Annotated in this window: 20 protein-coding genes and 1 pseudogene; 15 read left to right on the top strand and 6 right to left on the bottom strand. The window is 68.4% G+C overall.

Annotation, left to right across the window (positions count from 1 at the left end):
* Positions 1-87: 87 nt before the first annotated feature.
* The gene (locus A6745_RS00640; RefSeq protein ID WP_066122342.1) at positions 88-2,178 is read right to left on the bottom strand and encodes a TonB-dependent siderophore receptor; all 2,091 of its coding nucleotides are present in this window, start codon (positions 2,176-2,178) and stop codon (positions 88-90) included.
* A 206-nt stretch (positions 2,179-2,384) separates the two neighbouring features.
* On the opposite strand from A6745_RS00640, the gene A6745_RS00635 reads away from it, so the two are divergent.
* Together A6745_RS00635 and A6745_RS00630 are read left to right on the top strand one after the other, a co-directional pair.
* The gene (locus A6745_RS00635; RefSeq protein ID WP_066122339.1) at positions 2,385-2,582 is read left to right on the top strand and encodes a hypothetical protein; all 198 of its coding nucleotides are present in this window, start codon (positions 2,385-2,387) and stop codon (positions 2,580-2,582) included.
* A 116-nt stretch (positions 2,583-2,698) separates the two neighbouring features.
* Positions 2,699-2,971: a hypothetical protein gene (locus A6745_RS00630; protein WP_156513237.1), complete on the top strand. Its 273-nt coding sequence runs from the start codon at positions 2,699-2,701 to the stop codon at positions 2,969-2,971.
* A 13-nt stretch (positions 2,972-2,984) separates the two neighbouring features.
* Here the strand turns inward: A6745_RS00630 and ypfJ are convergent, their stop codons facing one another.
* On the bottom strand, positions 2,985-3,827 hold the full coding sequence (gene ypfJ, locus A6745_RS00625; protein WP_066122333.1) for a KPN_02809 family neutral zinc metallopeptidase: 843 nt from the start codon (positions 3,825-3,827) through the stop codon (positions 2,985-2,987).
* Between the two features lie 49 nt (positions 3,828-3,876).
* Here ypfJ and A6745_RS00620 point away from each other — a divergent pair, with 49 nt between their 5' ends.
* The 6 genes and pseudogenes from A6745_RS00620 (at position 3,877) to A6745_RS28495 (ending at position 8,492) form a co-directional block, all read left to right on the top strand.
* Positions 3,877-4,506: an L-threonylcarbamoyladenylate synthase gene (locus A6745_RS00620; protein WP_066122329.1), complete on the top strand. Its 630-nt coding sequence runs from the start codon at positions 3,877-3,879 to the stop codon at positions 4,504-4,506.
* A 100-nt stretch (positions 4,507-4,606) separates the two neighbouring features.
* Complete coding sequence (locus A6745_RS00615; RefSeq protein ID WP_066122325.1) at positions 4,607-5,254, top strand: site-2 protease family protein; 648 nt, start codon at positions 4,607-4,609, stop codon at positions 5,252-5,254.
* Between the two features lie 242 nt (positions 5,255-5,496).
* Positions 5,497-6,402 carry a 4-hydroxy-tetrahydrodipicolinate synthase gene (dapA, locus tag A6745_RS00610; RefSeq protein ID WP_066122322.1) on the top strand — a complete coding sequence of 302 codons (906 nt, stop codon included), beginning with the start codon at positions 5,497-5,499 and terminating at the stop codon, positions 6,400-6,402.
* Positions 6,403-6,417: 15 nt separating this feature from the next.
* Positions 6,418-7,545, top strand: a complete 1,128-nt coding sequence (bamC, locus tag A6745_RS00605; RefSeq protein WP_066122318.1) for an outer membrane protein assembly factor BamC — start codon at positions 6,418-6,420, stop codon at positions 7,543-7,545.
* Between the two features lie 120 nt (positions 7,546-7,665).
* Positions 7,666-7,782 (top strand): annotated as a pseudogene (locus A6745_RS28910) (integrase arm-type DNA-binding domain-containing protein); the annotation flags it as partial.
* 383 nt (positions 7,783-8,165) lie between these two features.
* Entirely contained in the window at positions 8,166-8,492 is a 327-nt protein-coding gene (locus A6745_RS28495) for a hypothetical protein (protein WP_156513236.1), read from the top strand.
* Positions 8,493-8,734: 242 nt separating this feature from the next.
* On the opposite strand, the gene A6745_RS00590 is transcribed toward A6745_RS28495, so the two are convergent.
* The 3 genes from A6745_RS00590 to A6745_RS00580 form a co-directional block, all read right to left on the bottom strand.
* Complete coding sequence (locus A6745_RS00590; RefSeq protein ID WP_066122311.1) at positions 8,735-9,934, bottom strand: cupin domain-containing protein; 1,200 nt, start codon at positions 9,932-9,934, stop codon at positions 8,735-8,737.
* Positions 9,935-9,978: 44 nt separating this feature from the next.
* Positions 9,979-12,615: a DNA mismatch repair protein MutS gene (gene mutS, locus A6745_RS00585; protein WP_407922709.1), complete on the bottom strand. Its 2,637-nt coding sequence runs from the start codon at positions 12,613-12,615 to the stop codon at positions 9,979-9,981.
* A gap of 177 nt (positions 12,616-12,792) precedes the next feature.
* The gene (locus A6745_RS00580) at positions 12,793-13,017 is read right to left on the bottom strand and encodes a transcriptional regulator (RefSeq protein WP_066122306.1); all 225 of its coding nucleotides are present in this window, start codon (positions 13,015-13,017) and stop codon (positions 12,793-12,795) included.
* Between the two features lie 325 nt (positions 13,018-13,342).
* Here A6745_RS00580 and A6745_RS00575 point away from each other — a divergent pair, with 325 nt between their 5' ends.
* The 6 genes from A6745_RS00575 to A6745_RS00550 all read left to right on the top strand — a co-directional run bounded on the left by A6745_RS00575 (position 13,343) and on the right by A6745_RS00550 (position 19,611).
* The gene (locus tag A6745_RS00575) at positions 13,343-14,281 is read left to right on the top strand and encodes a LysR family transcriptional regulator (RefSeq protein ID WP_066122303.1); all 939 of its coding nucleotides are present in this window, start codon (positions 13,343-13,345) and stop codon (positions 14,279-14,281) included.
* Between the two features lie 120 nt (positions 14,282-14,401).
* Positions 14,402-16,534, top strand: coding sequence for an FUSC family protein (locus A6745_RS00570; protein ID WP_231885865.1), 2,133 nt, complete (start codon positions 14,402-14,404; stop codon positions 16,532-16,534).
* Positions 16,524-16,718: a DUF1656 domain-containing protein gene (locus tag A6745_RS00565; RefSeq protein WP_066122300.1), complete on the top strand. Its 195-nt coding sequence runs from the start codon at positions 16,524-16,526 to the stop codon at positions 16,716-16,718. Before A6745_RS00570 ends, A6745_RS00565 begins: the two co-directional genes overlap by 11 nt.
* On the top strand, positions 16,711-17,640 hold the full coding sequence (locus A6745_RS00560) for an efflux RND transporter periplasmic adaptor subunit (RefSeq protein ID WP_066122296.1): 930 nt from the start codon (positions 16,711-16,713) through the stop codon (positions 17,638-17,640). The genes A6745_RS00565 and A6745_RS00560 overlap by 8 nt, the downstream gene beginning before the upstream one ends.
* Before the next feature lie 9 nt (positions 17,641-17,649).
* A complete protein-coding gene (locus A6745_RS00555; RefSeq protein ID WP_066122294.1) occupies positions 17,650-19,173 on the top strand; it encodes an efflux transporter outer membrane subunit in 1,524 nt (507 codons plus the stop codon).
* A gap of 33 nt (positions 19,174-19,206) precedes the next feature.
* Positions 19,207-19,611 (top strand): hypothetical protein, encoded by a 405-nt coding sequence (locus A6745_RS00550; protein ID WP_066122291.1) that lies wholly within the window; start codon positions 19,207-19,209, stop codon positions 19,609-19,611.
* A gap of 86 nt (positions 19,612-19,697) precedes the next feature.
* On the opposite strand, the gene A6745_RS00545 is transcribed toward A6745_RS00550, so the two are convergent.
* On the bottom strand, positions 19,698-20,462 hold the full coding sequence (locus A6745_RS00545; protein ID WP_066122288.1) for an AraC family transcriptional regulator: 765 nt from the start codon (positions 20,460-20,462) through the stop codon (positions 19,698-19,700).
* Positions 20,463-20,557: 95 nt separating this feature from the next.
* Between A6745_RS00545 and A6745_RS00540 the strand changes: the two genes are divergently transcribed.
* Positions 20,558-21,274 carry a class I SAM-dependent methyltransferase gene (locus A6745_RS00540; RefSeq protein ID WP_066122285.1) on the top strand — a complete coding sequence of 239 codons (717 nt, stop codon included), beginning with the start codon at positions 20,558-20,560 and terminating at the stop codon, positions 21,272-21,274.
* Positions 21,275-21,277 lie beyond the last annotated feature (3 nt).

Below are 21,277 nucleotides of genomic sequence, written 5' to 3'. Positions count from 1 at the left end.
CAGGCACGTCTGGTTGCGGTCCACGGATCGACGGCGAAGCGGCGAGCAGGGCGGGCCGGGGCGCCCGGCCGGCCTCGTGGGCGATGGTCAGTAGCGATACCCCAGCGTCATCATCGCCGTGCGGCCATCGCCCAGCGCGACCGCTTGCGCCAGGCCGCCCGAGTAGTAGTCCTTGTCGAACAGGTTGCGCACGGTCAGCGCGGCGCGCCAATGCGCGGCGTTGTACGCCACGCCGGCATCGAACACCGTGTAGCCGGGGATCTGGTAGCCGTACGCATGCCGCGTGCTTTCGCCGCGCAGTCCGCCCGTGAACTCCCAGCCCAGCGCCTGGCCGCGCGGACGGAAACGGGCCGTCAGGGTATAGCTGTGGCGCGGCACGTTGTTCAGCCAGTCGCCTTCGGTCGAGACGGCCTGGCCGCCGTCGTCGGTGATCACCGCCGCCGTGTAGGCATAGCCGCCCATCAGGCTCAGTCCGTCGCCCAGGTCGGTCACGATGCCGATCTCGCCGCCGCGCGTGCGCTGTTCGCCGACGGCGATGCTGAATCCATCGTTCAACGGATCGGACTGCAGCACGTTGCGCCGCCGCAGGTCGAACGCCGCCACGGTCAGCGAGGTGCTGCCGTCGCCCAGGTCGATCTTCATGCCGGCTTCCCATTGCGAGCCCTTTTCGGGATCGAAGAGGCTGCCGTTGGCATCGGTGCCGCTGTTGGGATAGAACGACGAGGCATAGCTGAGGTAAGGCCGCACGCCTGGCAGCAATTCGTACATCACCGCCGCCGAACCCGTGGTGGCCTGCGACGGGTTGTCGCCTCGGCTGCCGTTCAGGCGGTTGTCCGTGTAAGTCGCCGCGTCGTCGCGACGCAGGCCCGCCACCACGCGCCAGCGTTCGCCCAGGCGCATTTCGTCGCGCAGGTAGACGCCCACCGAGCGCACCGTCGTCGCACTCCGGGTGCGCGGCGTGGCGGGGCAGCGGATGGGCGAACCATAGACCGGCGCATAGACGTCCAGCGAGGCCAGCGTGCAGTTGTACTGCAGGGCGTTCTCGCGGGTGCGCAGGTAGTCCGTGCCCACGGTGATCGTGTGCTCGCCCAACGCGGTGTCGAAGCGGCGTTGCGCATGGGTGTCCACGGTGAACGTGTCGCCGTTCCAGTACTGGTCCTGGGCGCTGCGGCGCAGCGTACGGTTGTCCGCGCCCAGCACTCCGTTGGTCGCAAGCTGGCCGGTCATCGAGAACTCCTGCCAGCGCAGGTTCTGGTTCACGGTCCAGCCGTTGTCGAACCGGTGGGTCAGGGCGTAGCCCACGCGGGTCTGGAAGGCGCGGTACGGATCCTGTCCCGGTTCGCCGGTGAAGCGGTTGCGCGGAATGTCGCCCAGCGGGTTGGGCAGGACCGAGCCGGCCAGCGGCAACCCCTGCTGGCGGATGTAGCGGCGTTCCTGATAGCTGGTCAGGATGGTGAAATCGGTGCGTGCCCCCAGGTCCAGCGACAGCGACGGGGCGATCCAGCGGTTCTTGAACCACACGTAGTCGGTGGCGTCATGCGAATTCATGGTCAGGGCATTGAGCCGGAATGCCGCGCGGCCGTTGTCCGACAGCGGCGTGCCCATGTCCACCGTGCCCTGGTAGAGGCTGTGGCTGCCGACGGTGACGTCCGCGTTGGCGAAGGCATCGGCCCGCGGGCGCTTGCTGACCATGTTGACCAGCCCCCCCGGCAGCACCAGGCCATACAGCATGGACGCCGGCCCTTTCAGCACTTCGACCTGTTCCAGGCCGAACAGCTGTTCGGCGACGCGATTGGAGGCCGCGGTGCGCAGGCCGTCCAGGTAGAGCGAATCCGAGGCCACCTGCCCACGGATGATCAGATCGTCCCAGCCACGCCGGCCGAACTGGTTGCTGACCACGCCGGGCACATTGTGCAAGGCATCGGCCAGCGTCTGCGCCTGCTGGCTGTCCAGCACGGCGCGCGGCACCACGGTGATGGACTGCGGTGTTTCCGACAACGGCGCCGAGGATTTGCCGACCCGGGGCGGCAGCACGGGATTGAAGGTGCCCGTTTCACCGTCCGCCGTCACCTGGACGGACGGCAGCTCGGCGACGGGGGCGGCGGATTGCGCCAGGGCGAGCGCGGCAGGAAACAGTGAGAGGCCGGCGAGGGCGCCACGCAGCAGAGGAGATGGCATGGGAGAAGGCGACAGCTTGTCGAAGATGAGGGGCCGCCGGGCGGCTCGCAAGCCGGCGGCGGAAAACCAGGAATTGTATTGATAACAATTATCGTTTGTGTTGTTGTGTTGTTGCTTCGCAACAATGCAATTCTCCGCTGGCGTTCTTCCCGTCGCTCAGGCACGGGTATTGCTGGAAAGAACCCTCCCAACCCGGAGGACTTTCCATGAAGAATGACCATTCCAGCCAGGCTGATTCCCCACACCGTCCGACGCCCGCCAGCGGGGCTCACCAGAAGGACCAGGACGAGCGCATACGCAGCCGTAGCGCGGATCCTGGCCAGAGCAGCTATGGCGGATTCAAGGGAGAGGACACGCGCCGCCAGGCCCAGGACCTGGGCGAGTCCGGCAAGGGCGAGCACTGATTCATTGCGAGCGCCCTACAGGGAAAATACTGTTCTGTCCCTGTAGCGGCACTGCGACATTCGTGCATTCATGACAGCCATTGCGCGGTATGCTCGACGTCAGAGAGGACGTCCGAGTGAACCAGAACAATTTGATTTACAAGGGGTATCGATTGACGGCCAAGGTCGTCAGAGGTCCCCTTGCGACGCTGGCCGAAGCGCCCAGCGGTCCGGTGTTCAGGGCCACGGTACTGGTCGTTCCGGCCAGCGCAGTGCAGGACCCGGGCGATGAATATCCGGTGCCTTGTTTCGACAACGGCGGTTTCGTCTACAGCCCGCGCGAGGCGGTGCATGCGGCCGTATGTCACGGCCAGCACATCGTCGACGGGATGATGGGCGTGCAGTCCTAGCCAGTTGCCCCGCCTACAGGCGCTGCGCGCCGAAGGTGTCGCACTGGCTCAGGTCCCCGCTGTCGTAGCCCCGTTTGAACCAGCGCACCCGCTGCGCGGAACTGCCGTGGGTAAATGCGTCGGGCACCACATATCCCTGGCTGCGGCGCTGCAGCGTGTCGTCGCCGATGGCGCTGGCGGCATTCAGGCCCTCCTGGATATCGCCGTCCTCCAGGATGTGCCGGGCCTGGTCCGCGCGCCGCGCCCACAATCCCGCATAGCAGTCCGCCTGCAGTTCCATGCGGATCGACAACGCGTTGGCCTGCGCGGGATTGCGTTGGCGCAACTGGGCCACGCGGTCGGCGGTGCCCAGCAGGTGCTGCACATGGTGGCCGACCTCATGGGCGATGACGTAGGCCTGCGCGAAGTCGCCCGGCGCGCCGAGCTTGCGCGACATCTCATTGAAGAAGCCCGTGTCCAGGTAGACCTTGCTGTCGGCCGGGCAGTAGAACGGTCCCATCGCCGACTGGCCGGTGCCGCAGGCGGTCGGGGTGGCGCCGCGGAACAGCACCAGGGTGGGCGGGCGGTATTGCCGGCCGAGCTGTTGCTGGAATATCGTGCTCCAGGTGTCTTCGGTTTCGCCCAGCACACGGGCGACGAACCGGGTCTGTGGATCCGTGGCCGCCGGCTGGCGCGTCTGCTGCACGGCGGGCCCCTCGGCCATCTGCAGCACGACGGACGGATCGACGCCGAAATACGCCGCGACCAGCGCCAGGACGATGGTCCCGATGCCGATGCTGCCGCGGCCCAGCCGGGGCCCCCCGCCGCCTCGGCGGTCTTCGATGTTGCTGCTTTCCCGTGAATCGTCCATGCGCATGATGTGTCTCCGGCCGTACGCCGCCCCTGGGCGGTGTTAGGATAATCGCATGGCTCTGCTTCTTTCCATCCATCCAGAAAACCCGCAGCCGCGGCTGATCAAGCAGGCGGTGCAATGGCTGCGTGACGGCGGCCTGCTGGCCGTGCCCACCGATTCCAGTTATGCGGTGGTCGCGCGGCTTGACGACAAGGCCGCCGCCGACGCGCTGCGCAGGCTGCGCGGGCTGGACGAACGTCATCACCTGACGCTGCTGTGCGGCGACCTGGCCGAGATCGGGCAGGTCGCGCGCGTCGACAACCAGCAGTACCGCCTGCTGAAGGCCGCCACGCCGGGACCCTGGACGTTCATCCTCGAAGCCACGCGCGAGGTGCCGCGCCGGGTGTCGCATCCGTCTCGCAAGACCATCGGCATCCGCGTGCCCGACCACAAGGTGGTGCATGCGCTGCTGGCCGAGGCCGGCGAGCCGCTGCTGTCGACCACGCTCATCCCCCGCGGCGAGGAAGATGCCCTGAACGACCCCGAGGACATCGCCTCGCGCTACGCCCACGAGCTGGCGGCGGTGGTCGACGCGGGCGCCTGCGCCCAGGCGCCCACCACGGTGATCGACCTGACGGGCGATACGCCGGAAGTCGTGCGCGTGGGCCGGGGCGATCCCGCGGCGCTGGGGCTGGCCGCTTGAGGCGCCGCGCCGTCTCCGCCTTCCCGTCCGTTTCCCGAATCGTTGCCAGGGCCGCGCCGTCATGGGCATGCCTTGGCCGCGCACTACAATCGCCCTCGCTATGAACGACATCATCCAGACCATCGCGGTCTATGCCATCCCGGTGATCTTCGCCATCACCCTGCATGAGGCCGCCCACGGCTACGTGGCGCGCATGTTCGGCGATCCGACGGCCTATCAGGCCGGGCGCGTCAGCCTGAATCCGGCCCGCCACATCGATCCCATCGGCACGCTGCTGGTGCCGGCGCTCATCCTGCTGACTTCCAAGGTGCTGGGCGGCGCGGGCCTGCTGTTCGGCTGGGCCAAGCCCGTGCCCGTCGATTTCGGGCGGCTGCGCCGTCCCAAGAAAGACATGCTGTGGGTGGCGCTGGCCGGACCGGCCGCCAACATGGTGATGGCGCTGCTCTGGACCTTCGCCCTGCGTGCCTACCTCGAAAACGGCACGCAGGAGGGCTTCTGGTTCGAGATGGCCATGGCCGGGGTGAACGTCAACCTGGCGCTGATGGCGCTCAATCTGCTGCCCGTGCCGCCGCTGGACGGGGGCCGGATCGTCTACAGCCTGCTGCCCAACCGCGCCGCCTATCAGTACGGCCGCATCGAGCCCTACGGCCTGGTGATCGTGCTGGTGCTGCTGGCCACCGGCACCCTGTGGGTGGTGCTGGGGCCGATCCTGGCCCTGGGCCGGCAGGTCGTCACCTGGTTCCTCTAGCGCCGGTTTTCATAGGGAGCGGGCGGATATCCGCCCCGGACAATATCCGGTAAACTCTTCGGTTTAATCGGTTCAGCCTGGGTGCCGTGTGCGCCCGGGTGGTTCGGCCAGGCGGCGGGAATGGGTACGGCATCGCCGTATCGCATGGGCGCCAGCCAGGCTGGTCACAGTCAAGCCGGGGACGACGTATCCCTGGTGATTACGCCGGGGACAGGACGTTCCCGGATGCGGAGTTACCCCGAATGGTCTCTACTGCTCGCGCTGCGGATCCCGTCTTCCAAGGCAGCATGGTCGCATTGGTCACGCCCATGCGTCCCGATGGCAGTCTCGATGTCGACGCCTATCGCGCGCTGATCGACTGGCATGTCGCCGAAGGCACCGACGCGCTCGTCGTGGTCGGCACCACCGGCGAGTCGCCCACCGTGTCCATGGACGAACACGCCGAGCTCATCCGCATCGCGGTCGAGCATGCGGCGGGCCGCATCCCGGTCATCGCCGGCGTCGGCGCCAATTCCACCGACGAAGCCATCCACCTGGCGCGCCATGCGCTGGCCGTGGGCGCGCACGCCGGCCTGTCCGTGGTTCCGTACTACAACAAGCCCAACCAGGAAGGCATCTACCGTCATTTCCGCGCCATCGCGGAAGCGGTCGAGCTGCCCACGGTGCTGTACAACGTGCCTGGCCGCACCGTGGCCGACATGAGCAACGATACCGTGCTGCGCCTGGCGCAGGTGCCCGGCATCATCGGCATCAAGGACGCCACCGGCGACATCGCCCGCGGCGCGCTGCTGCTGCGCGAATTGCCGGACACCTTCCAGGTCTTCAGCGGCGACGATCCCACTGCCGCCGCCCTGATCCTGCTGGGCGGACGCGGCAACATCTCGGTTACCGCCAACGTGGCGCCCAGGCTCATGTCCGAGCTCTGTGCCGCCGCTTTGGCCGGCGACGTGCCACGCACGCGTGAACTTAATGCGCGCCTGGCTCGTCTCAACAAGGCTTTGTTCGTCGAAGCCAACCCGATCCCGGTCAAATGGGCGCTCGCCCAGATGGGCCGCACCGAACTGGGCTATCGCCTGCCGCTGGTCGAACTTGGGGACGCACACCACGCTACGGTGCGCACCGCCCTTCAGGAAGTCGGCCTGCTTTAATACGTGAGGACTTGTATGAACAAACGTCATGCCGGCTTGTCGGCATTGATGGTCTTGACCCTGCTGTCGGGCTGCAGCGAGGTCAATCAGGTGCTGGGCACCGATGAAGCGATCGACTACAAGAGCACGCAGCGCGGGCAGCCCCTGAGCATTCCGCCCGACCTGACCCAGGCCGCGTCCGATCCGCGCTATCGCGCGCCGGCCGGTGCTCCGACCACGTATTCGCAATACCAGCAGCAGGGCCAGGCCCAGCAGCAGGCCGCCGCCACGCCGCAAGGCTCGAACGTGCTGCCGTCCCGCACCGACATGCGTGTCGAGCGCGACGGCAACGTGCGTTGGCTGGTGGTCGATCGTCCGCCCGAGGAAGTGTTTCCCAAGGTGGTCGACTTCTGGACGGACACCGGTTTCGCGGTCAACCAGAACAACCCGCAGGCTGGCCTGATCGAGACCAACTGGGCCGAGAACCGCGCCAAGATCCCGGAAAGCTGGCTGCGCCAGGCCCTGGGTTCGGTCATCGACATGGCGTTCGATAGCGGCGAGCGCGAGAAATTCCGCACCCGCGTCGAGCGCGTCAACGGTCACACCGAGATCTACATCAGCCACCAGCAGATGCTGGAGAAGCGCTATGGCGCGGACCAGGGCCAGGTCGAGTGGACGCACGGCAAGGAAGACCCGGGCCTGAATGCCGCCATGCTGGCGCGCCTGATGGTCTACCTGGGTACCGACACCGATCGCGCCCGCCAACTGCTGCAACAGGCCGAAGCCCGTCCGCAGCAGGCCGTGGTGCAGCAGGAAGTGCGCGCACAGGGCGCGCTGCTGGTGGTCGACGAGTCCTTCGAGCGGGCCTGGCGCCGCGTCGGCATCGCGCTGGATTCCGGTGGCTTCACCGTGGACGACCGCGATCGCACCGCGGGCGACTACTACGTGCGCTACCTGGATACGGACACGGGCGCCAAGCGCGAAGATCCCAATATCTTCAGCCGCATGTTCGGCGGCAAGCCGGCCACCGCGCCGCAGTACCGCATCCACCTGTCGTCCAGCGGTTCGCAGACCCAGGTCACGGTGCTGGACGCCAACGGCGCGCGCGACACCGGCACCACCGCCCAGCGCATGCTGAGCGTGCTGCGCGACAAGATGATGTAAGCATCACGCTGCGGGCCCGTTCTGGCGGGCTCGCGGCGGGCGGGGCGGTCGCCGCTGCGTTGCCTGCAAAAAAACCGGTGAGCATTTGCCATGTTCACCGGTTTTTTTTGTTCACGATGACTCCAGTACCGCTCGAACGCGGGCGAGCGCCGCAAGCCCGCCCTGGGCCAGTACGGGGAACTGACCGTCGATCAAGCGCGCACGATGGCGCAGGAGTGGCTGGCCGAGGTGCGCCGCCCGCAGTGTCAACGCGCCGATGACGGCCAGCGCTCCCTCAAGGACGACAAGCGGCAGTCGTGCGTCCCGGCTACTGCCGTCGGGCTCGCGGACTGCGCCCCGTGCTTCGGGCCGAATCACCGCCATGCGGCGCTGATCCCTGACGCCTTCGGCCTGGATCGTTGATCCGGGCCTGCGCGTGCTGCGCACTTGCCCAGGGCGGGCATGGGGCTGAGTGGGGCGTAGGCGGTCTTGCTGTTCCCTTCACCGTATCACGGCGTCCGCAGCCAAATGATCAGCCCGCGTGCCGTGTGGACACGCGGGCTGATCGCGAGATGGGCGGGGAGGATGCCCAGGCGGACCGGCGTGGGGGTCGCGGTGACTCTGATACGCGTCACCGGTCCATGCGGCCTGGCATCCGGCCTGCCGGTACGTGGCCGGCAGGCCGGGAGAGCGATTACGACGAAGGCGTCGTCGAACCGCCCGAGCCACCTGTCCCGCCGGTGCCGCCGGCCGGAGCGGGCGAGCTGGGTGCGGGCGTGGTGGGCGCCGGGGTCGACGGAGCCGGGCTGCTGGTGGACGGGGCCGGGGTGCTGCTGGCCGGGGGAGCCGCCTCTTCACTCTTCTTGCAAGCGCTCAGCGAAACGGCGGCAACCATGGCGGCAGCGAGAATCAGCGATTTGCGCATCATCATGTCGAACTCCTCTTTGATTGAGATATATGGCCCTTAGGGGAAACCATGACTCAGGCTACAGGAATCCGTCAGACGCGACCGTTTGGAAATTAAAGCGGTGGCATCCCAATCGCAACAGATCTTGCGTGTCGGTGTCTTGGATGTGGAAATGTCACCGCCCCCTCAGAGTCGCTAGCGTTCTGTGGGATGCGGACACGCGCAGGTGTCAGGATGCTACGAAAACGGCCCCGCAAGGCCGTTCGCCGTTGTTTTCGCACAGCAAGAGCCGTTCCGGCGGCCTCAGGCCGGGCGGTAGTGCAGCCAGCCGTCGTCCAGCCATTGCGTCAGCAGGTCGCGGGATTCTCCGTCCAGCTTGCGGCATGCCGGGTCGGCGCAGCGCAGTTCGCGCGCATCGGCCAGGGCGCGCAAGGCGGCGGACGGGGCGACGGGCGCGGTCTCGCCGTTGATGAAGAGCTGCTTGCCGCGATACAGCATGCGAGTGCGGCGGTCGAGCACCAGGCGGCCGGCGTCGGGCCAGTCCTGCGCCAGGTCGGGCGCGTCCTCGCCGGGACCGTCGAACACGCTGAGGCTGTTGGGCTCCGTCAGCCAGCAGCCGAGGAAGCGCGCCGCCAGGGCCTCGTCGAAGCGCAGCTTGTTCAGCGTGTCCAGCGTGGCGTCGAGCAGGGCGTCGGGCAAGGCGGCCGGCGTCGCCGTGGCCGGCTGGCCGGGATCGCGGTACAGGCCGGCGGGGGCCGGGCCGGGCAGCGGCGGCTCGCCGTACGGACCGCTGGGCTGGCCCAGCCGCGCCATGGCCTGGTCGCCGGCGGCCTCGAGCAGGCCGCGCACCAGGGTGGCCAGGGTGGGTGCCCGGAAACCGATCGAGATGGTCATGCAGTCGTCGTCCAGCGCCACGCCGTCGTGCGCGGCCTGGGGCGGCAGGTAGAGCATGTCGCCGGGTTCGAGGATGTGTTCTTCCTCGGGCTCGAAGTGGCTGAGGATCTTCAGCGGCAGGCCGGGTTCGAGCGACAGGTCGCGCTGGCGGCCATAGCGCCAGCGGCGCCGGCCGCAGGCCTGCAGCAGGAACACGTCATAGCTGTCGAAATGCGGGCCCACGCCGCCGCCGGTGGAGGCGATGCTGATCATGATGTCGTCCAGCCGGGCGTCGGGCACGAAACGGAAGCGCCGCAGCAGGTCGCTGGCGGCGTCGTCGTGCAGGTCCACGCTTTGCACCAGCAGCGTCCAGTCGGGCTCGGCGGGCTTGGGCAGGCGCGCGAAGGGGCCGTTCTCCATCTGCCATTGGCCTGCTTCGCGCCAGATCAGGCGGGACTCGACATCGTCGCGGCGCGCCATGCGCCTGAGTGCGGCGGCGGGCACCGGCGGCTTGAAGCCGGGGATGGCCTGGCGGATCAAGAGCGGCTTGCGCTGCCAGTAGCGGCGCATGAAGGCCTCGGGCGTCAGGCCGCCCAGCAGCGTGTCGGGTTGGCCGGGCGCAGGCGGCATGCGGGAAGCGTCGGACTGCGCAGCAGCGGTTCGGGAGGGTCGTTTCATGCCAGATGGGCCTTCAGGCGGTACAGGGCGTCCAGCGCTTCGCGCGGAGTCAGGGTGTCGGGGTCGATGCCGGCCAGTTCGTCGCGCAGGGCGTCCAGCGCGAAGGCGGCGTCCTGGCGGTCGGTCTGGGCCTGCGCCTGCGCGTCGGCATCGATGGCGGCGGCGAACAGGCCCAACTGCGGCGTGGGCGCGCCCTGGGCTTCCAGGCGCTCGAGTTCGCGCGAGGCCTGGCGGATGACCGCGGGCGGCACGCCGGCGCGTTGCGCGACCTGGATGCCGTAGCTGCGGCTGGCGGGGCCTTCGCGCACTTCGTGCAGGAACACGATGCCGCCGGCCGACTCGGCGGCGGCCAGGTGCACGTTGGCGGCGGTGGCTTGCTCGGACGGCAGGCGCGTCAGCTCGAAATAATGGGTGGCGAACAAGGTAAGCGCGCGGTTGTGCGACAGCAGCCGGCAGGCGATCGCCCAGGCCAGCGCCAGCCCGTCGTAGGTCGAGGTGCCGCGGCCGATCTCGTCCATCAGCACCAGGCTGTGCGGCGTGCTGGCCGACAGGATGGCGGCGGCCTCGGTCATCTCCATCATGAAGGTGGAGCGCCCGCCGGCCAGGTCGTCGGCCGCGCCGATGCGGGTGAAGATGCGGTCGATGGCGCCGATGCGGGCGCGGGCGGCGGGCACGAAGCTGCCGGTGCGCGCCAGCAGCACGATCAGCGCGGTCTGCCGCATGTAGGTCGATTTGCCGCCCATGTTCGGGCCGGTGATCAGCAGCATGCGGCGCGTGGCGTCCAGGCGGCAGCCGTTGGGCGTGAAGCGCTCGATGGCGCGTTCGACCACGGGATGGCGGCCGGCCTCGATCTCGATCTCGGCATCGCCGGTCAGCTCGGGCGCGACCCAGGCGTGGCGGCGCGCGTGTTCGGCCAGCGCGGCCAGGGTGTCGAGCTCGGCCAGCGCCACCGCGCACCAGGACAGCGGCATCACGTGGCGGGCCAGCGCGTCCAGCAATTGCTCGTAGAGCCATTTCTCGCGCGCCAGCGAACGGTCCTGCGCCGACAGCACGCGGTCTTCCCAGGTCTTCAGCTCGGGCGTGATGTAGCGCTCGGCGTTCTTCAGCGTCTGGCGGCGGCGGTAGTCGTCGGGCACCTTGTCGGCCTGGCCGCGCGTGACTTCGATGTAGAAGCCGTGCACGCGGTTGAACTCGACGCGCAGGTTGTGGATGCCCGTGCGCTCGCGCTCGCGGGCCTCGATCTGCATCAGGAAGTCGCCGCCATCGGAGGCCAGTCCGCGCAGTTCGTCGAGTTCGGCGTCATACCCTTGGGCGATGACGCCGCCGTCGCGGATCTGCACCGACGGTTCGGCGGCGATGGCGCGTTGCAGCAGCGCGGCCAGTTCGGGATCGGGGCTGAGGTGGCCGGCCAGTTCCTGCAGGCGCGGCGTGGCGGGTTGCAGTTGCCCGAGCAGCGCGTGCAATTGCGGCAGCGCCGCCAGTGCATCGCGCAGGCTGGCCAGTTCGCGCGGACGCACCGAGCGCAGCGCCACGCGCGAGGAGATGCGCTCCATGTCGGGGAACGGATTCAGCGCCTGGCGCAGGGAGTCGAGCAGTTCGTCGGCGCCGAACGCCTGTTCGGGATGCAGGCGGGCTTCCAGCAGCGCGGTGATGGCCTGCTGGCGGGCTTGCGCCGGCGCGTTCTCGCGCAGTGGATGATGCAGCCAGCGGCGCAGCAGGCGGCTGCCCATGGGCGTGCGGCAACCGTCGAGCAGCGAGAACAGCGTGGGCGAGTCTTCGCCGGCCAGCGTCTGCGTCAGTTCCAGGTTGCGGCGGGTGACCGGGTCCAGCACCACGTATTGGCCGGGACGCTCGGCCGTGATCAGTTGCACGTGCGACAGGGCCTGCGACTGCGTGCGCGCCGCGTAGCGCAGCAGCGCACCGGCCGCGCAGATCGCCGCGGGCATGTCCTCGATGTCGAAGCCGCCCAGCGTATCGGTCTTGAAATGGGCCAGCAGGTGGGCGCGCGCACCGTCGCGTTCGAAATGCCAGTCGGGCACGCGCGACAGGGCGCCGTCGAAGCCGGTGATCGGATCGGCGCCGTCGGCGCAGATCAGTTCGGCCGGCGCGATGCGGGCCAGTTCGGATTCGAGCTGCGCGGGTGCGCATTCGGTGACGCGGCATTCGCCGCTGGCCAGGTTCAGCCAGGCCAGGCCGACGCGGGGATCGCGCGCCTTGCCGCTGGCCCATACGGCGGCCAGCGCGCGGTCGGCCTTGGCCGGCAGGAGGGCGTCGTCGGTCAGCGTGCCGGGCGTGACGATGCGCACGATGCGGCGTTCGACCGGCCCCTTGGAAGCGGCCGGATCGCCGATCTGTTCGCAGATCGCAACGGATTCACCCAGGGCCACCAGTTTCGCCAGGTAGGACTCCATGGCGTGCACGGGCACGCCGGCCATGGGGATGGGCGAGCCGTTCGACGCGCCGCGCTTGGTCAGCGTGACGTTGAGCAGGCGCGCGGCGCGTTCGGCGTCTTCGTAGAACATCTCGTAGAAATCGCCCATGCGGTAGAACAGCAGCAAGGGACCTGCCTCGGCTTTCAAGGCAAGGTATTGCTGCATCATGGGAGTATGTCCAGACACGTCTGTTTTTTTCATCAAAATCAATGGCTTATGTGTTTCTATGGCTTCGTGGTGCGGTGTGGGTATGGATGCGGGCCACGTGGCGCATGCCGCCGCCCTGCGCGGTGGAGGCTTCACGCGCCGGCGGTCGAGGCGCAGCGGCACGTTCCGTCCGAGCCCGCATGGGCCGTTGCCCGCGCCATTTGACCTGCCTCACGTGGAATCGTCATGGTGGCGGTCGAGCGTCCATTGATTGGTCTTGAGCATGAACAGCTCGAACAACCCTGGCGGCATGGCCCGGTCTCCCGCCTCCCATTGCTGCCAGCCGCGCAGCGACGACCGGACGACATTGGCGGCTTCCGCTTGCGTGAGCCCCACCACAAGGCGGGCAGTACGGATGGCATCCGGTTTCGGGGCGTGGGGTTTCGCGGCGGTCATGGTGCCGGTCGCAAGGTGCGTGGCAAGGAAGCGGTCAGGGGCGGGACGTAGCGGGCGATGTTACGCTCATTGCGCGTATTCGTCCATGTCCGCTTGCGCGCCTTCTCTTTCAAGCCGGGGGCGCTGGAAGGCGCTCGTCGAGGGGGCATCGACCCTCTCATGGCGAAGGAGGCGCGCCGCGCTGGCCGCACGCCGCCCAGTGGCGGCCGGTAAAGGCCTGGGCCTGCACGCCACGAGTGCGTGGGACGCACGGATATCTTCGTGCTTCTCATCGGACGGACATGGGTTTAGGATTGCGCTGGACGAAACCGGACTGACACACGCGATGGAGCATCCCGACCTGAACCTGCTGCTCGCGCTCGACATCCTGCTGGAAGAGGGCAGCGTGGTCGGCGCGGCCAGGCGGATGAACCTGAGCCCTCCGGCCATGAGCCGCACGCTGGGCCGCATCCGCGAGACACTGGGGGATCCGGTGTTCGTGCAGGCGGGGCGCAAGCTGGTGCCGACGCCGCGGGCGCTGGCGCTGCGCGAGCAGGTGCGCGCAGCGCTTGAGCAGGCAACCCAGGTGCTGGCGCCCACCCCTGAGGTCGATCTCAAGGCACTGGAACGGCGCTTCAACGTGCGGGCCAACGACGTGTTCGTCGGCTTGCACGCGGGCCGCCTGCTCGAGGCGCTGGCGGCCGAGATGCCGCGCGCCGTACTGCGGTTCTCGCCCGAGGAGGACGACGTGGACGATGAGGCGCTGCGCAGCGGGCGGATCGACCTGTTCATCAGCGCGTCACGCAAGCTGGGCCCGGAAATCCGCGTGCAGCCTTTGTTCTCCACCGCCTTCGTCGGCATCGCCCGCCAGGGCCATCCGATCTTCGAGGATGACATCACGGCCGAGCGGCTGACGCGCTGGGGCCACATCGGCGTGTCGCGGCGCGGCAAGTCCTCCGGCCCGATCGATGCCGCCCTGCAGGCGCTGGACCTGCGCCGGCATGTCGCCCTGGTCGTCTCCACGCCGTTCACCGCCTTCTTCGCGTTGCAGGATTCCGATCTGCTGCTGCCGCTGCCGGAGCATCTGGTGGACAGTGCGCTGGCGGCAGGCCTGCGCATTCGCGCGTTCGATCTGCCCATCCCGCTGGAGACGGTGGTGTTCACCCAGGCGTGGCATCCGCGTTTTCAGAACGACCCCGCGCACCAGTGGCTGCGCCGCACGATTCGTGATCTCTGCGATGACGGTGAAGCCCTGGATTCCAGGCGCGGCAAGGCCAGGGCATAGGATGCGACCGCGCGCTCGATCAGTGCGTCGTGCGCAACTGTGGATTCAGATAAAGTCACTTTTCTGAACGATGGCTCCCCCCTAAAGTGATGCCAATGATCACTGCAGGAAAGGGTTATCGTGCGTCCCGCGACAGTTTCGCCGGTGCCTGCGGGCACTCCCGTTTCGGCCCGTGGCCGGCTGATCGCCGCGCTGGCCCGCGGGCTGGCACGGCTGGATCCCGCCACGCCGCGCGTGGCCTATGTCCTGCGCTCGGTTCTGGCGGCGCTGCTGGCGCTGACGGTCGCCTATTCGCTTGAGCTGGAGATGCCGTACTCCGCGGCGACGACGGTTCTGCTCGTGCTCAACCCCTTGCAGGGGGCCGTCATCGGCAAGGGCAGCTGGCGGTTGCTGGGTACGCTGGCGGGCATGGTCGCGGCCCTCGCGCTGATGGCGGCATTCGCGCAGATGCCGTGGCTGTTCGTGCTGGCCGATGGTTTTTGGCTCGGAATCTGCGTGGCGGCCATGAGTCTGCTGCGTCACTTCCGGGCCTACGGCGCGGCGGTGGCGGGCTATACGATTGGCTTGGCCACGCTGGGAGCCATGCAGCATCCCGAGCACACGTTCGAGCAGGCCGTGGGCAGGACGGCCACCGTGGCCATCGGCGTCATCTGCCTGGGATTGGTGTCCGCGCTGTTCAGCCGGCGCAGTGCGCGGGGCAAGCTCGAAGCACTCGTTGGACGGCTGGCCGCCGGGACGGCAAACGCCATCGCGTCACGGCACGAGACATCGAACGAAAGCGGCGGCGCCGGCACGTCTGCACGGATTGCGCCGGAACAGCGCAGGCTCATGGCCGAAATCTATGGCGTCGACGATCTGCTGGCGCTGGGCAAAGCCGAATCGGCCGACCTGGCGCAACGCGCCGTCGCCGTGCGCCATGCGATGGCATCGCTGTTCGCCGCGCTGGCCGGCGGCGCGCCGCCGTTGCCGGCGCACGGCGCCAGTGCGCGGGCATTGCGCACCTTGCAGCCGGCGCTGGAAAACGCATGGCGTGATGCGGCGCAGGCACTGGCGGGCGGCGCGCCAGGAGTCGAACCGGCGATAGCGCAATTGCGCCAGGCCCGCGCGCGGCTGACTGCGGCCCTTGCCGAGCCGGCCCTGGACGACCCCGCGCAAGAGGCCGCATTGCAGATCGCCGGCGACCGGCTGATCGAGCAGATCGACGACTATCTGGCCGCCCTGGCTGGCATCGCCGCGCTGCATCGCCCGAGCCCTCGCGGCGCGGCGCATCCCGTGCGCTTTCACCGGGATACGGCGGCGGCGCTGCGCAACGGCTTGCGCGCGATGCTGGTGCTGGTCTCGGCAGGCGCGCTCTGGATCGCAACGGGCTGGCCCGCCGGGGACGTCATGGTGCTGATCATCGCCCCTTATTGCGCGCTGCTGTCTCCCTCGCCCGATCCCGCCGCGGGTGCGTTTCAGTTCTTGAAGGGAACCCTGTACGCCATCCCCGCGGCGTTCCTGTGCGCATTCGGCGTGCTGCCGCACATAGAGGGGATGGCGCTGCTGTCGGCCGTGCTGGCCCTGTTCTGGCTGCCCGGCATCTATGCCACGAGCGTTCCCGCGCACACCCTGGCGGGGCTCGCCTATCTCGTTGGATTCAATACGCTGGTCGCCGCGGACAATCCGATGCATTACGACCTTGCACGGTTCATGAACTGGTCGCTGGCCTGGTTCGCCGGCACCGCGCTGACGCTGCTGGGATTCAGGATCGTCCTGCCGCGCGATCCGGTTCGCGACATCGAGCGGCTGCGCCGCCGCATCCGTGACGAGGCCCTGGCTGTCCTGCGCGGGGGCGCGGCCGACCGCCGCCTGTGGCAACTGCGCCAGCAACATCGCATGGCACAGCTCGGCGCCATGCTCAAAGCCCAGCCCGCCACGATGGACCATGCGATTGGCGACGCGCTGGCAAGCTTGCATCTGGGCCGCGAGCTGCTGCGGCTGCGCCAATGGCTCAGGCAAGCACCGCCCGCATCGGCCATGCGCCCGTTGGTGACCACGGCGCTGGACCGGATGGCCCGCCGCGCGGACGCTCCCCTCAAGGCCGCCGGCCACGCACGCCGCGCCGCGCTCGGCCTGCGGCGAATCGTCACGGACGGCGCCCCGGGGGGCGACCGGCACCGCCTGGCCGCCACGCTGATCGACATTGCCGCGCTGCTGGAAGGCCACGCCGGCTATTTCTCCCCGCTAACCCAGGGTCCTGCCCATGCTCAGTGAAGTCGCCGTGGCCGGCATCTATCTGCCGCCATTCCTTGTCTATGCCTGCATCGCCCTACCGCTTTTCCTCGGACTGCGTTTCCTGCTCGCGCGCGGCGGCGTGCTGCGCTGGGTCTGGCATCCCGCACTGTTCGAGTTTGCCCTTTCACTTTGCCTGGTTTCGCTTCTGATTCTGTATGTCTAGTGCCTCCTCCCTCTTGAAGCCCGCCGCGAAGGCGGCCCTGACACTGTTGGCCGTCGCCGCGGCGGGGATGCTCGTCACCGCGCTCTGGCGGGCATACGTGCTCGCCCCCTGGACCCGCGACGGCCGCGTGAGCGCGCAGATCGTGGGCATTGCCCCCGAGATAAACGGCACCGTGATCGAGGTGCCGCTGATGGATGACCAGTACGTCAAACGCGGCGACGTGCTCTATCGCATCGACCCCGAGCGTTTCGAACTCGCCGTGGCCCAGGCCGAGGCGCAACTGGCGGCGGCCACGGCCGCGCTGAGCCAGAAGCGGGACGATGCGCGGCGCCGCCAGGGCATGGATGGCCTGGTGCCACGCGAGGACATCCATCACGCCGCTCAGGCCGTCGCCATTGCCGAAGCCGAGCAGCGCCGCGCGCGGGTGGCGCTGGACGTGGCGCGCCTGGACCTGGAGCGCACGACCTTGCGGGCTCCCGTGGATGGATACGTGACGCACCTGCGGTTGCGCCGAGGCGACTACGCGGTAGCCGGGCATCCGAATATTGCCTTGCTCGACGCGCACAGCTTCTGGATCACGGGCTACTTCGAGGAAACCAAGCTGCACGGCATCCATCCAGGCGCGCCCGCACAGATCCGCCTGATGGGATTCGACGACCTGATACACGGGCATGTCGCCAGTATCGGACGCGGCATCACGAACGCCAACGAAATGGCCGATGCCCAAGGCCTGCCCAGCGTCGAGCCGAGTTTCAGCTGGATACGCCTGGCCCAGCGTATTCCGGTCCGGGTCGAAATCGACCAAGTGCCCGCGAGCATCGTCCTTGCCGCCGGGATGACGTGCAGCATCGGGGTCGGCCAGCCGGGACAGGAGCGCGTGCCCGAAGGGCGTCTGGCCATGCTGCTGCACCGTTGGTTGTAGGCCGTCGTCATGAAATTCCCATTCTTGCCACGCTTGCGCCGCGCAGCCGTTTGCCGCGCCCGCTTGGCCGCGCTGGCCACCGCGCTCCTGACGACCCTGCCGGGCTGCACGGCGGTCGGCCCGGACTATCATCCGCCCCAGGTCGACCTGCCGGCGCGGTGGACCGAACCCCACGGGAGTTTTGCGGTCGCGGATCGTGAGCGCCTGCGGACATGGTGGCGGGCATTCGGCGATCCGATGCTCGATCGCCTGGTCGACCAGGCGCTGGCCAACAACCAGGATCTCGGCATCGCCCAGGCGCGGCTGCGGCAGGCGCGCGCCGAGCGCGTTCAGATCGCGTCCAGCCTTCAACCGGCCATTTCGGCCGGGGCGGCGGCGGATGCCCTGCGTTCCAGCAAGGCCCTGGACTGGCCGCCGGGGATCGGTCAATCCCGCACCTGGCGCGCGGGCTTCGACGCGAGCTGGGAGTTGGACGTGTTCGGTGGCACCCGGCGGGCCGTGGAAGCGGCCGACGCGGGTATCGACGCCTTGTCGGATGACCTCCATGCCCTGCAGGTCAGTCTGCTGGCCGAGCTCGCGGCCGACTACGCCGAGCTGCGCACGGCGCAGGCGCGCCTGGCCATCGCCCGCGACAACATCGGCAACCTGCGCGAAGGCGAACGCCTGGCCGAGCGGGCATTGCGGGGCGGCCTGGGCACGCCAGCCGAAGTCGCCCAAGCGCGCGCCGAGCGTGAAGCCGCGCAGGCGCAGCCGCCCGTGCTGGAGGCCGCGGTCGCGCGCCTGAGCCACGCCATCGGCGTGCTGGCCGGCGGATTTCCCGGCGATTGGCGCGCCGCGCTGGCCGAGTCCGCGCCTGTGCTGCCCGTGGCGCCGGCCTTGCCGTTGGCATTGCCGTCAGAGGTGATCCGCCAGCGTCCCGACCTGCAGGCCGACGAACGGCGCCTGGCCGCGGCCACGGCGCGGATCGGCGTGGCGCAGGCCGCGCGGCTGCCTCGCTTCAGCATTCCGTTGAGTCTCGGCACCACCGCCAGCCTGCTGCACGACCTGTTCTCGGGCGCGAGCCTGGCGTGGTCGGCGGGCGTGCAGGCTGGCCAGTCGCTCTACGACGGCGGCCGGGCGCGAGCTGGCGTCGCCGTGGAACAGGCCGGCGCGGCCGCGGCGCGGCTGGCCTACGAACGTGACATGCGGCTGGCGCTACGCGATGTGGAAGACGCCTTGACCACACTGAACAGCGAACGCCAGCGGCAAGCATCGCTGATGGCCGCGGTCGCCGACAGCCAGCAGGCGCTGGATCGCGCGACGCGGCTCTACCGCGGTGGCCTGAGCGCCTACCTGCCGGTGCTCATCGCCCAGCGGTCGGCCAATCAGGCCCGCGACGCGCTGGCACTGAGCCGGGCAGGCGAAGTGCGCGGCGCCATCGCACTGTACAAGGCGCTGGGCGCGGGCTGGCAGGACACGCCGATGGCCCGCTCCGCCGGCGCTTCCGATCCATCCGGCCAGCCTGCCGTGGCGCAAACGCCCGCCGCCCCGTGACCACCCTCCCTTTGTCCCAAGGAGTCCCTCGACATGAGCCTCGATCCCGCTATCTTCACCGTTCACGACATCCGCGAGTTTCCATTCGTGGTTTTCAACCAGGCCGCGGCAACGCCGGGGTATGCGCTTCAGTGGGAAACCGAAATGGAGGCCCTCTTGCGGCATGGCCAGCCGTTCGTCGTGGTGTACGACCAGCTCGGCACCGATGAGACCCACGAAGATCGCAAGCATCGTGGCCTCTGGCTCAAGCACAACAAGGAACCGCTGGGCCACGTCTGCAAGGCGCTCATCAGCATCGAGCCGGACGATGTTCGGCGGGCCGAAATCCTGGCCATGTCCGGGGTCACCGTCAAGGCCTTCGGCATTGCGCACGAGGTCGTCGCCACGGGCGGCGAGGCGCTGGCGCTGGCGCGCCGATTGACGGCCGTCCAAGGCTGAGAAGCCGTCTGCGCGCGGCAGGCCAGGCAAGCCGTTGCGGCCGGATGGCAAGCCGCGCCGCACGGGCCACGCCGCTTGCGTGCGTATCAATGCCGGGACTTGCTCTGGATCGGCGGATAACCATACTTGCGTGAAAACGCGCGCGAAAAGGCGGCTGGGCTGCCGAAGCCGACCATCGCGGCCACCGTTTTGACGCTGCGCCCGGACAGTAGCTTGGCCCGACCCAGCGCCAGCCGCCATCCGTTCAGGTAGGCGCCGGGCGACCGGCCGACGGTCTGCTTGAAGGCTGCGATGAACTGTCCGCGCGACATGTCCGCCAGGGCCATCAGATCCGCGATCCGCCAGTTGCGCGCGGGATCGTCATGCATCGCAATGAGGCTGACATGCAGCTTGGGATGGGCAAGCCCCGCCAGCAACCCGGCATCGACCGTGCCCACCGCGATCGCCTTGCGGATGGCCAACACCACGATGACCTCGCACAACCGCGCCCGGATCGAACCCGCGCCGCAGCGGGCCACTTTCACTTCCGCCACGATCAGCTTCGACAATGCCAGCAGCGGCAAGTCGTCAGCCAGCGAGAAGCACAGTTCATCAGGCAAGGCGCCGACGAGCGGATTGGCATTGCCCCCGAAATCCACTTTCGTGGCCGCGCAGAGGACCGCGCCTTGCGGCAGCGTGGCAGCGGATCGGGCCCGATAGAGCAAGTGGGTCGGTTCACCCTCACCCTTGAGATCGACGATGAGGAGATTGGCCTCCTGCACGCTGTCGCAATGCGTCGCGCACAGGGAAAAGGCATTCAGGAAGGCCACGAGCCGATCATGCTTTGGTTCAATTATCGAACTTTCGATCATGAATATTCTCAATGTGTTGATCGTAAGTCTTTTATCATGATGGGCAGTGGCGCACCAGCCGCCCCAAGATGCAAACACACCATGCAAGAGGCCGTATGACGCAGAGTTCCGCCCGCAAATTCGATGCTGCCCGCGCAGGGGAATATGCGTCCCAGAGCCGGATCGCGCTCGCGGGCTATGACGCTTGCCATGAACTCTCCGCCTGCATGCTGTCGGCTGCCCTGGGCGAAGGAAAGCCCGCGCGGGTCCTGGTGGTCGGCGCCGGGGGAACCGCGGGTGAAATCATCACCGCCGCGCGGCTGGAGCCGGCCTGGTCTTTCGTCGCCGTCGATCCATCGCCTCCCATGCTGGACCTGGCACGCGCACACCTGGACGCAGCGGGTATCCCGGATCGGGTGCAGACCGTCCTGGGTACGGTGCGGGAGATCGATTCAAGCGCCTCATTCGACGCCGCGATCATGATCGGCGTGCTGCACCACCTGCCTGAGGATGAGGCGAAACAAGAGATCCTGGCGCAGATTGCCGCGCGTTTGCGGCCCGGCGCCCCCTTGGTCATCGCCGGAAATTACCGGCCCTACGCTTCGCAACCCTTGCTGATGGCGGCCTGGGCCGCTCGGTGGCGAATGAATGGGGCGATGCCGGACGAAGTCCAATCCAAGATGAACAAGATCCTGCACGGCGCGCAGCCGCCTCAGTCGGAAGAGGCGGTGATTTCGCTGCTCGGGCAAGCCGGTTTCGTGGCGCCCCTGCGCTTCTTTGCCAGCCTGTTCTGGGGAGCGTGGCTGGCCCGGCGTGCTTCGACCGCGACGTAAACG

The organism is Bordetella ansorpii (assembly GCF_900078705.1).
Classification (GTDB): domain Bacteria; phylum Pseudomonadota; class Gammaproteobacteria; order Burkholderiales; family Burkholderiaceae_B; genus Bordetella; species Bordetella ansorpii_A.
This window is presented reverse-complemented; position numbering and strand designations above follow the sequence as displayed.

Coding starts and splice junctions, on each gene's coding strand:
- bamC (WP_066122318.1), top strand. CDS start 6,418: ATGAACAAACGTCATGCCGGCTTGTCGGCATTGATGGTCTTGACCCTG.
- A6745_RS28495 (WP_156513236.1), top strand. CDS start 8,166: ATGCGGCCTGGCATCCGGCCTGCCGGTACGTGGCCGGCAGGCCGGGAG.
- A6745_RS00590 (WP_066122311.1), bottom strand. CDS start 9,934: ATGCCGCCTGCGCCCGGCCAACCCGACACGCTGCTGGGCGGCCTGACG.
- mutS (WP_407922709.1), bottom strand. CDS start 12,615: ATGAAAAAAACAGACGTGTCTGGACATACTCCCATGATGCAGCAATAC.
- A6745_RS00540 (WP_066122285.1), top strand. CDS start 20,558: ATGACGCAGAGTTCCGCCCGCAAATTCGATGCTGCCCGCGCAGGGGAA.
- A6745_RS00580 (WP_066122306.1), bottom strand. CDS start 13,017: ATGACCGCCGCGAAACCCCACGCCCCGAAACCGGATGCCATCCGTACT.
- ypfJ (WP_066122333.1), bottom strand. CDS start 3,827: ATGCGCATGGACGATTCACGGGAAAGCAGCAACATCGAAGACCGCCGA.
- A6745_RS00545 (WP_066122288.1), bottom strand. CDS start 20,462: ATGATCGAAAGTTCGATAATTGAACCAAAGCATGATCGGCTCGTGGCC.
- A6745_RS00575 (WP_066122303.1), top strand. CDS start 13,343: ATGGAGCATCCCGACCTGAACCTGCTGCTCGCGCTCGACATCCTGCTG.
- A6745_RS00620 (WP_066122329.1), top strand. CDS start 3,877: ATGGCTCTGCTTCTTTCCATCCATCCAGAAAACCCGCAGCCGCGGCTG.
- A6745_RS00640 (WP_066122342.1), bottom strand. CDS start 2,178: ATGCCATCTCCTCTGCTGCGTGGCGCCCTCGCCGGCCTCTCACTGTTT.
- A6745_RS00615 (WP_066122325.1), top strand. CDS start 4,607: ATGAACGACATCATCCAGACCATCGCGGTCTATGCCATCCCGGTGATC.
- A6745_RS00560 (WP_066122296.1), top strand. CDS start 16,711: ATGTCTAGTGCCTCCTCCCTCTTGAAGCCCGCCGCGAAGGCGGCCCTG.
- dapA (WP_066122322.1), top strand. CDS start 5,497: ATGGTCTCTACTGCTCGCGCTGCGGATCCCGTCTTCCAAGGCAGCATG.
- A6745_RS00635 (WP_066122339.1), top strand. CDS start 2,385: ATGAAGAATGACCATTCCAGCCAGGCTGATTCCCCACACCGTCCGACG.
- A6745_RS00555 (WP_066122294.1), top strand. CDS start 17,650: ATGAAATTCCCATTCTTGCCACGCTTGCGCCGCGCAGCCGTTTGCCGC.
- A6745_RS00565 (WP_066122300.1), top strand. CDS start 16,524: ATGCTCAGTGAAGTCGCCGTGGCCGGCATCTATCTGCCGCCATTCCTT.
- A6745_RS00550 (WP_066122291.1), top strand. CDS start 19,207: ATGAGCCTCGATCCCGCTATCTTCACCGTTCACGACATCCGCGAGTTT.